The 9,527-nt window shown below is 67.3% G+C and carries 9 protein-coding genes and 1 pseudogene; 9 read left to right on the top strand and 1 reads right to left on the bottom strand.

What is annotated here, in order from left to right:
• From Q4F73_RS09670 to Q4F73_RS09635, 8 genes and pseudogenes are all read left to right on the top strand, one after another.
• A pseudogene (locus Q4F73_RS09670) lies at nt 1-881 on the top strand (glycine dehydrogenase (aminomethyl-transferring)); the annotation flags it as partial.
• Complete coding sequence (gene gcvT / locus Q4F73_RS09665) at nt 882-1,985, top strand: glycine cleavage system aminomethyltransferase GcvT (RefSeq protein ID WP_303359139.1); 1,104 nt, start codon at nt 882-884, stop codon at nt 1,983-1,985. It begins immediately after the preceding pseudogene.
• A 34-nt stretch (nt 1,986-2,019) separates the two neighbouring features.
• Nucleotides 2,020-2,409 carry a glycine cleavage system protein GcvH gene (gene gcvH / locus Q4F73_RS09660; protein WP_303359138.1) on the top strand — a complete coding sequence of 130 codons (390 nt, stop codon included), beginning with the start codon at nt 2,020-2,022 and terminating at the stop codon, nt 2,407-2,409.
• On the top strand, nt 2,409-3,152 hold the full coding sequence (gene lipB / locus Q4F73_RS09655; protein ID WP_303359137.1) for a lipoyl(octanoyl) transferase LipB: 744 nt from the start codon (nt 2,409-2,411) through the stop codon (nt 3,150-3,152). The genes gcvH and lipB overlap by 1 nt, the downstream gene beginning before the upstream one ends.
• Before the next feature lie 43 nt (nt 3,153-3,195).
• The gene (gene lipA / locus Q4F73_RS09650; protein ID WP_303359136.1) at nt 3,196-4,239 is read left to right on the top strand and encodes a lipoyl synthase; all 1,044 of its coding nucleotides are present in this window, start codon (nt 3,196-3,198) and stop codon (nt 4,237-4,239) included.
• Nucleotides 4,240-4,272: 33 nt separating this feature from the next.
• The gene (locus Q4F73_RS09645; RefSeq protein ID WP_303359135.1) at nt 4,273-5,061 is read left to right on the top strand and encodes a DUF4191 domain-containing protein; all 789 of its coding nucleotides are present in this window, start codon (nt 4,273-4,275) and stop codon (nt 5,059-5,061) included.
• A gap of 92 nt (nt 5,062-5,153) precedes the next feature.
• Nucleotides 5,154-6,773: an aspartate:alanine exchanger family transporter gene (locus Q4F73_RS09640; RefSeq protein WP_303359134.1), complete on the top strand. Its 1,620-nt coding sequence runs from the start codon at nt 5,154-5,156 to the stop codon at nt 6,771-6,773.
• 106 nt (nt 6,774-6,879) lie between these two features.
• Nucleotides 6,880-7,461, top strand: a complete 582-nt coding sequence (locus Q4F73_RS09635; RefSeq protein WP_303359133.1) for a GyrI-like domain-containing protein — start codon at nt 6,880-6,882, stop codon at nt 7,459-7,461.
• Here the strand turns inward: Q4F73_RS09635 and Q4F73_RS09630 are convergent.
• Nucleotides 7,448-7,924, bottom strand: a complete 477-nt coding sequence (locus Q4F73_RS09630; RefSeq protein WP_303359132.1) for an RDD family protein — start codon at nt 7,922-7,924, stop codon at nt 7,448-7,450. The genes Q4F73_RS09635 and Q4F73_RS09630 overlap by 14 nt on opposite strands.
• Before the next feature lie 166 nt (nt 7,925-8,090).
• Here Q4F73_RS09630 and glnA point away from each other — a divergent pair, with 166 nt between their 5' ends.
• Nucleotides 8,091-9,527 (top strand): type I glutamate--ammonia ligase, encoded by a 1,437-nt coding sequence (gene glnA, locus Q4F73_RS09625; RefSeq protein WP_303359131.1) that lies wholly within the window; start codon nt 8,091-8,093, stop codon nt 9,525-9,527.

The following is a 9,527-nucleotide window of genomic DNA, read 5'->3' as shown; positions in this document are numbered from 1 at the left end:
TCGGCGGGCAGGTCTACATCGACGGGGCCAACATGAACGCCCTGACGGGGCTCGCGCAGCCGGGGCAGTTCGGCGGCGACGTCTCCCACCTCAACCTGCACAAGACCTTCACCATCCCGCACGGCGGTGGCGGTCCCGGCGTGGGGCCGGTGTGCGTGGCCGAACACCTCGTGCCTTTCCTGCCGACGGACCCGACGCGTATCGACGCCACCTCCGAAGGCACCGGCGTGCCGATTTCGTCGACCCGCTACGGTTCCGCCGGCGTGCTGCAGATCTCGTGGGCGTACATCGCCATGATGGGCACCGCCGGCCTGGCCCGCGCCAGCGCCTCGGCCATCCTCGCCGCGAACTACGTCGCCCGCTCCCTGCAGGACTCCTTCCCGGTGCTCTACACCGGGCGCGCAGACCTGGTCGCCCACGAGTGCATCCTCGATCTGCGCGAGCTGACGAAGCAGTCCGGGGTGACCGCCGCCGATGTGGCCAAGCGCCTCATCGACTTCGGCTTCCACGCCCCCACCCTGGCCTTCCCCGTCGCCGGCACCCTCATGGTGGAGCCGACCGAGTCGGAGGACCTCGCCGAACTCGACCGCTTCATCGAGGCGATGCGCACCATCCGCGCGGAGATCGACGAGATCATCGACGGGCAGGTCGCCTACGAGGAGTCCGTCCTCCACCACGCCCCCTACACCGCATGGAGTGTCTCCCGCGACGACTGGGAGTACGCCTTCACCCGCGAACAGGCCGCCTGGCCCGTGCCCGGGCTGCGCCGGACGAAGTACTTCCCGCCGGTGCGCCGCCTCAACGAGGCCTACGGCGACCGCAACCTCGTCTGCTCCTGCCCGCCGCCCTCCGCCTTCGACATCGATTCCCAGGAGAACTAAGTGTCTGATCTGCGTCACAGCCCCCTGCACTCGCGCCACGAGGATCTCGGCGCCACCTTCACCCCCTTCGGCCCGTGGACGATGCCGCTGAAGTACGGCAACGAGCTCGACGAGCACCGCGCCGTCCGCTCCGCCGCCGGCATCTTCGACCTCTCCCACATGGGTGAGATCCGCGTGAGCGGCCCGCAGGCGGGAGAGTTCCTCGACCACGCCCTCATCTCCACCCTGTCGACCATCCCGGTGGGCAAGGCGAAGTACTCGATGATCGTCAACGCCGAGGGCGGCATTCTCGACGATCTCATCTCCTACCGCCTCGCCGAGGACGAGTACCTCGTGGTGCCCAACGCCGGCAACACCGCCGTGGTGTGGGAGGCGTTCCAGGAGCGCGCCGCCGATTTCGATGTCGAGCTTCACGACGAGTCCCTCGACACCGCCCTCATCGCGGTGCAGGGCCCGCGCGCCGAGGAGATCATCGCCGACCTGGTGGCCGGTGATGATGAGACCGTGGTCCGCGGCATGAAGTACTACGCGGCCGCACCCGTGACGGTCGCCGGCTACGACACCCTCCTGGCGCGCACCGGCTACACCGGGGAGGACGGCTATGAGCTCTACCTCCCCAACGCGCAGGCCGGCGATCTGTGGGACGCCCTGCTCAATGCCGGGTCCGCCTACGACATGCTGCCCGCCGGCCTGGCCGCCCGCGACTCCCTGCGCCTGGAGGCAGGCATGCCGCTCTACGGCCAGGAGCTGGGCACCGACATCACCCCGGTCGAGGCCGGCATGGCGCGGGCGTTTGCCACCAAGGAGGCGGATTTCGTCGGTAAGCAGGCACTCGACGGGCGTGAGCCAGCATCCGCCATCGTCGGCCTCAAGGGGCTGGGCCGCCGCGCCGCCCGCGAGGGAGCCGAGGTGTTCCGCCAGGACGAAAAGATCGGGGTGGTCACCTCCGGCCAGCCCTCCCCCATTCTCGGCCACCCCATCGCCCTGGCCCGCCTGCACCCGCAGTTCTCGGAGCCCGGTATGGAACTCGAGGTGGAGATCCGCGGCAAACGCCATCCCGTCTTGACCGTCGCGCTGCCCTTCTACCGCCGCGCCGACAGCTAACATCAACCTCACACCCCCCACGGAAGGTACAACCATGAGCACCCTGCCCGAGAACTTCTCCTATTCCGAGGACCACGAGTGGATCGACACCGGCCAGGACGTCGCCGCCGGTGACACCGTCAAGGTCGGCATCACCTCGGTGGCCACCGAACGCCTCGGCGAGGTCGTCTACGCCGAGCTGCCCGAGGTCGGCGACACCGTCACCGCCGGTGAGCCCTGCGGCGAGGTGGAGTCCACCAAGTCCGTCTCCGACCTCTACGCCCCGGTCAGCGGCACCGTCACCGCCGTCAACGATGCGATCCACGACGACTACTCCGTGGTCAACTCCGACCCCTTCGGCGCGGGCTGGCTGTTCGAGGTCGAGGTCTCCGAGGCCGGAGCCCTCATGACCGCCGCCGAGTACGCAGAGGCCAACGGCGTGTAATGACAGCCCCGCGAGACCCCTTCTTCCCCGCCGACCGTTCCATCCGCGCCTCCGCTGAGCCCCTGGAGATCCGCCACCTCGGGGTGGTGGATTACCGGCAGGCCTGGGATCTGCAGGCCGAGTTGGCGTCGCAACGCGCCGCCGATGAGATCGGTGACCAGATCCTCCTGCTCGAGCACCCGAGCGTCTACACCGCCGGTAAACGCACGCAGCCCGCGGACCGCCCCACCAACGGTCTGCCCGTCGTCGACGTCGACCGCGGTGGGCGCATCACCTGGCACGGTGAGGGCCAGCTCGTCGCCTACCCGATCATCAAGCTGGCCGATCCGGTCGACGTCGTCGACTATGTCCGCCGCCTCGAGGAGGCGGTCATTGCGACGGTGCGTGGGGTGGGCGTCGATAAGGCGGGGCGTATCGACGGCCGCTCCGGGGTCTGGGTACCCGCCGATGAGCATCGGCGGGACCGGAAGGTCGCCGCGCTGGGTATCCGCGTCACGCGCGGGGTGACCATGCACGGGCTGAGCCTCAACTGCTCGAACACGCTCGAGCATTACGGGCACATCGTGGCGTGCGGCATCGACGACGCCGACGTGACCACGCTCAGCCTGGAGACCGGCCGCGAGGTCACGGTCGCCGAGGTCACCGAGCCGCTTATCGACGCCCTCACCGCCGCCCTGGCCGGCGAGCTCGCCGTCGCCGACCACACCTTCGGATCGGCCCCGGACCCCACGAAGGTCCGCTGACCTGGCCATTAGCCCCTATCAATAGAAGGGGTATGGTGGCGGTGTGACTATCGCACCTGAAGGACGCAAGATGCTCCGCGTGGAGGCGCGCAACGCGCAGACCCCCATCGAGAGCAAGCCCCGCTGGATCCGCAACGCGGTGAAGACGGGGCCCGAGTACGAGGACATGAAGAAGAAGGTCGCCGGTGCCTCCCTGCACACGGTGTGCCAGGAGGCCGGCTGCCCCAACATCCACGAATGCTGGGAATCGCGGGAGGCCACCTTCCTCATCGGCGGTGCCAACTGTTCCCGCCGCTGTGACTTCTGCCAGATCAACTCCGCGAAGCCGGAGCCCCTGGACCGCGATGAGCCGCGGCGCGTGGCCGAGTCGGTGCGCGAGATGGGCCTGAACTACTCCACCATCACCGGTGTCACCCGCGATGACCTCGACGACGAGGGCGCCTGGCTCTACGCCGAGGTGGTCCGCCAGATCCACGAGCTCAACCCGCACACCGGCGTGGAGAACCTCGTGCCGGACTTCTCCGGCCGGCCTGAGCTGCTGGAGCAGGTCTTCGAGTCCCGTCCCGAGGTCTTCGCCCACAACGTGGAGACGGTACCGCGCATCTTCAAGCGCATCCGCCCCGCTTTCCGTTATGAGCGTTCCCTTGACGTCATCCGCCAGGCACGCGACTACGGGCTGATCACCAAGTCGAACCTCATCCTCGGCATGGGCGAGACCGTCGAGGAGATCCGCGAGGCCCTCAGCGACCTGCACAGCGCGGGCTGCGACATCATCACCATCACCCAGTACCTGCGCCCGGGCCCCATGTACCACCCGATCGACCGCTGGGTGAAGCCCGAGGAGTTCGTCGAGCACAAGGACTTCGCCGAGGAGCTCGGCTTCGGGGCCGTCATGTCCGGTCCGCTGGTGCGGTCCTCCTACCGCGCCGGACGCCTGTACTCGCAGGCGATGGCCGCCCGCGGCCGGGAGATCCCCGACAACCTCAAGCACCTGGCCGAAACCTCCCAGGGTTCCACCGACCAGGAGGCCACGACACTGCTGGCCAAGTACGGTCCTTCCCAGGACACACCGGTCGCCTCCCGTTAGGCGCCCGCGAAACCCTGACCTAAAGTAGAGGCCATGGCAGACGACAAGCAGAAGGCGGCCGCGAAGGCCGCGAAGAAAGAGGCGCGTGCCGCCAAGCGCGCGAAGGGCAAGGAGACCCGCGGCCAGCTCTGGCAGGCCTTCAAGATGCAGCGCGAGCAGGATAAGAAGCTCGTCCCGCTCATGGTGCTGTCCGTCGTGGGCGTGGCCGCCCTCTTCTTCCTCATCGGCCTGGCCTGGGGTGGACAGTGGTTCATGCTCATCCTGGGCATCGGCCTCGGTGCCGTCCTGGCGATGTACATCTTCTCCCGTCGTCTGCAGACCTCCATGTACGACCGCATCGGCGACCAGCCCGGTGCGGCCGGTTGGGCGTTGGACAACCTGCGCAACACCGTCGGCATCGTGTGGCACAACAAGCAGGGCGTGGCCATGAACCGCTCCCTGTCGGCCATCGTCCACCGGGTGGTGGGCAACCCCGGTGTGGTGCTCGTCGCCGAGGGCAACCAGAACGCCGCCAAGACCCTGGTCAACGAGCAGAAGCGTCGACTGGACCGGCTGGCCGGTGACGTTCCCGTCTACGAGATGTACATCGGCGACGGTGAGGGCCAGGTTCCGCTGAAGAACCTGCAGCGCGAGCTGCTCAAGCTGCCGCGCAACTACCGCAAGAACGAGGTCTACTCGGTCAACGCGAAGATCGAGGCCATGGACACCATCGGCTCCTCCCAGCCGGGTGCCGGCCTGCCGAAGGGTCCGCTGCCCAAGGGCGGCAACATCTCCGGCATGAACCGTCGCATGCGACGCGCGAGCGAGCGCCGCGGCAAGTAGGTCTTCTGCCACACTGAGTACGTCCCGTGATCCCTGCCGCAGGGAGCCCGGGACGTTCTGCCTTCTCAGGGGTTGTCTGGCACGATGACAACGTGAGCATTTTCGTGGAGAATCCCCTTCTCGCCCTACTCGTGATCATGGCGGTCGGCCTGGTGCTCGGCCGCCTGGAGATCTTCGGGTTCCGTCTCGGCGTCGCCGCCGTCCTCTTCGTCGGCCTGGTCATGGCCGCCATCGAGCCGGCGATCCAGATTCCTCCGCTCATCTACATCGTCGGCCTGGCGCTGTTCGTGTACACGATCGGTCTGGAATCCGGTCATGATTTCTTCGCGACGTTCCGCTCCAAGGGCCTGCGCAACAACACCCTGGCCATCGGCATTTTCGTGGTCATCACGGCCGCGGCCTACGGGCTGGTGAAGCTGCTGGGCATCAATGCCGTCACCGGCGCCGGCATGTTCACCGGTGCGCTGACCAACACCCCGGCCATGGCCGCGGTCGTCGACGCCCTGCCCTCGCTGATCACCGACGCGGACGAGCTCCGCGCGGTCGAGGCCCTGCCCCTGGTGGCCTACTCCCTGGCCTACCCGCTCGGTGTCATCGTGGTCATCCTCGCCATCGCCGTCATGGGCAAGGCCTTCCGCATCGACCACCAGCAGGAGGCCATCGACCACGGCGTGGCCGTCCACGAGCTCTACACCCGCCGCATCCTCGTGCAGCGCGATGACCTGCACGCCATCGCCGACCTGCCGGAGGACCTCGGCCTGGAGGTCATCGTCTCCCGCCTCGAGCGCGCGGGCGAACAGCGCCTGCCCGGCAACGGTGCCTGGGCGAAGCCGGGGGATGTCCTCTCGGTCGTCGGCACCGCCGAGGAGCTCGACCGCGCCGCCGTCCTCATCGGCGAGGCCCTGCCGGGCGACCCCTTCCACGGCCACGACCTGGACTACCGGCGCATCTTCGTCTCCAACAATGACCTCGTCGGCATCCCCCTGGCGAAGCTGCGCCCGCAGCTGTCGGGCATGCTCATCACCCGCGTGCGCCGCGGCGACCACGACATGGTGGCCACGCCGGAGACCATCCTGCAGCTCGGCGACCGCGTCCGCGTCGTCGCCGCCCACGAGCGCATGGGAAAGGTCACCCGCCTGTTCGGTGACTCCTACCGTCGACTGTCCGACGTCAACCTCCTCCCCCTGGTCATCGGTCTGGTCATCGGTGTGGCCGTCGGCATGATCGCCATCCCGTTGCCCGGTGGTGCCTCCCTCAAGCTCGGTACGGCCGGCGGCCCGTTGGTCGTGGCCCTCATCCTCGGTGCCCTGGGGCGTTCGGGCCGCGTGGTGTGGCAGATCCCCTACGGTGCGAACCTGGCGCTGCGTCAGCTCGGTATCACCCTGTTCCTGGCGGCGATCGGCACCACCGCCGGCGCCGGTTTCCGCTCGGCGCTCTCCGACCCGACCTCGCTGACCATCATCGGTGTCGGCGCGCTGATCACCCTGCTCATCTCCCTGCTGGTGCTCATCATCGGCTACAAGGTGATGAAGCTGTCCTTCGGCGAGACCGCGGGCATCCTCGCCGGTATGCAGACCCACCCGGCCGTGCTGTCGTATGTCTCCGACGTGACCAAGAATGACCTGCCCGCCATGGGCTACACGTCGGTGTACCCGGTGTCGATGGTGGCGAAGATCCTTGCCGCGCAGATCCTGCTGTTCATGCTGCTGTAGCGACAGGACTGTCACTTCTGGCTGACATCTGGACTCGGGATCAGTCCCCTCCTGGGGTTTTCCGGAACTGATGTCAGCCCAAAAGGTTAACGCTACCCTGGGCACCATGACCATCGACCTGAAGAAGGACCTCCCTGGCCTGTACCGGCCGTCGGGAAGAGAATTCGTGGAGGTGGTCGTACCGCCGATGAGGTATCTCTCGGTGAGCGGTCACGGGGATCCCAACACCTCACCCCTGTACCGCGCTGCCCTGGAGCAGCTGTACCCGGCCGCGTATGCGGTGCGGAAGCGCTTCCGCGCGCGGACCGGGGAGGTGTTCGTCGTCGGTCCGCTCGAAGGGCTGTGGTGGGCCGATGACCCGGCTGACTTTGTCGCCCGCCGGAAGGACAACTGGCGGTGGCAGATGCTCATCCCGCTGCCCGCCCAGGTGGTGGAGTCGGATCTGGCGGGAGTGGATGTCGACGTGGCGCTTATCGACGAAGGCCGCTGCCTGCAGATCATGCACACCGGCCCGTACGACGACGAGGGCCCGACCCTGGCCCGTCTCCACGCCGAGGTGATGCCCCGGTTGGGGGTGACGTTCAACGGCCCGCACCACGAGATCTATCTCGGCGATCCGCGTCGGAGTGCCCCCGAGCGGCTGCGCACCGACTGCGTCAGCCCGTGCGCAGTCTCTAACCGCGGATGACGGAGGTGCCGGTGGCGCGGTCGTGCAGGCCGCGGCCGTCGGAGTCGACCATGGCGGCCGGGAGGATGAGGCCGGTGAGCAGGGTGCGCACCACGGCGCGCCAGAGTCCGACCTTGGCGCCGCCGACGTCGACACGCGCGACACCCATGCCGAGCAGCATGTGGCCCGGGGTGCGGGCGAAGAGCCAGCCGAAGACGATGCCCAGGATGACCCAGAAGATGTAGACGACGGTGCCGGTCGAGCCGAGAGCGTCGGAGTAGTTGGTGAAGGCGATGGCCAGACCGAGGCAGAGGAACCAGTCGATGATCACGCCGCCGGCGCGGCGGGCGACGGAGGCGAGCGAGCCGGGACCGGCTTCCGGGAGGCCGAGCTTCTCACCCGGATAGCGCCCGGGTGCGAAGGGGTCGTCGTGTTCTCCGGGGATCTGGGGGCCGTCGAGCCAGCTGCGCTTGGGGTTCGCCATACACTAGACATTAGCCGGGGGCGTGCGGACAGCGGAAATGTGATCTGCCCCGCCCAACTATTGATAACTCGACAGAAAATAGTTTAGAGTGGTCGACAGGTAATCGAGTGTCTGTAGACTGGCAGCGATACCACAGGACCGAGAGCGCACACACCAAGGAGTCATCGTGGCCTTCAACACGACCGCAGATGTCGTCAAGTACATCAAGGATGAAAACGTCGAGTTCGTCGATGTCCGTTTCACGGACGTCCCGGGAATTGAGCAGCACTTCACCATCCCGGCCTCCATGTTCGATGAGGAGGCGGCAGAGGAAGGACTCGCATTCGACGGCTCCTCCGTCCGTGGCTTCACCACCATCGACGAGTCCGACATGAACCTCCTGCCGGACATCGCCACCGCGAGGATCGACCCCTTCCGCGAGGCCAAGACGCTGAACATGAAGTTCTTCGTCCATGACCCCTTCACCCGCGAGCCCTTCTCCCGCGACCCGCGCAACGTCGCCCGCAAGGCCGAGGAGTACCTGGCCTCCACCGGTATCGCCGACACCTGCTTCTTCGGTGCGGAGGCTGAGTTCTACCTCTTCGACTCCGTCCGCTTCGAGGCCGGCGTCAACTCCGGTTTCTACGAGGTCGACTCCGATGAGGGTTGGTGGAACCGCGGCGCCGAGGAGCGTATCGACGGTCAGCGCAACCTCGGTTACAAGACCCGCATGAAGGGCGGCTACTTCCCGGTCCCGCCGTACGACCAGTCCGTCGGCGTCCGCGACCAGATGGTCCGCCACCTGCGCAACGCCGGTTTCGACATCGAGCGCTTCCACCACGAGGTGGGCACCGGTGGTCAGCAGGAGATCAACTACCGCTTCAACACCCTCCTGCACGCGGCCGATGACCTGCAGTCCTTCAAGTACATCGTGAAGAACACCGCGTTCAAGAACGGCCAGTCCGCCACCTTCATGCCGAAGCCCCTGGCCGGCGACAACGGTTCGGGCATGCACGCCCACCAGTCCCTGTGGAAGGACGGCGAGCCGCTGTTCCACGACGAGTCCGGCTACGCGGGCCTGTCCGACATCGCCCGCTACTACATCGGCGGCATCCTGCACCACGCCGGCGCGGTCCTGGCCTTCACCAACCCGACCCTCAACTCCTACCACCGCCTGGTCCCGGGCTTCGAGGCCCCGATCAACCTGGTGTACTCGCAGCGTAACCGCTCCGCTGCCGTGCGTATCCCGATCACCGGTTCCAACCCGAAGGCCAAGCGCATCGAGTTCCGCGCTCCGGACCCATCCGGCAACCCGTACTTCGGTTTCGCCGCGATGATGCTCGCCGGCCTCGACGGTGTGAAGAACCGCATCGAGCCGCACGCCCCGGTGGACAAGGACCTCTACGAGCTCCCGCCGGAGGAGGCCGCCTCCATCCCGCAGGCCCCCACCTCCCTCGAGGCGTCCCTGGAGGCCCTGCAGGAGGACATGGACTTCCTCACCGAGGGTGACGTGTTCACCGAGGACCTCATCGACACCTACATCCAGCTGAAGTACGACAACGAGATCTCCCCGTCGCGCCTGCGCCCGACGCCGCTCGAGTTCGAGATGTACTACGACTGCTAG

This window comes from Corynebacterium sp. (genome assembly GCF_030535495.1).
Lineage (GTDB): Bacteria > Actinomycetota > Actinomycetes > Mycobacteriales > Mycobacteriaceae > Corynebacterium.
Note: the sequence above shows the minus strand (reverse complement) of the source record. Positions and strands in the feature narration are given on the sequence as shown.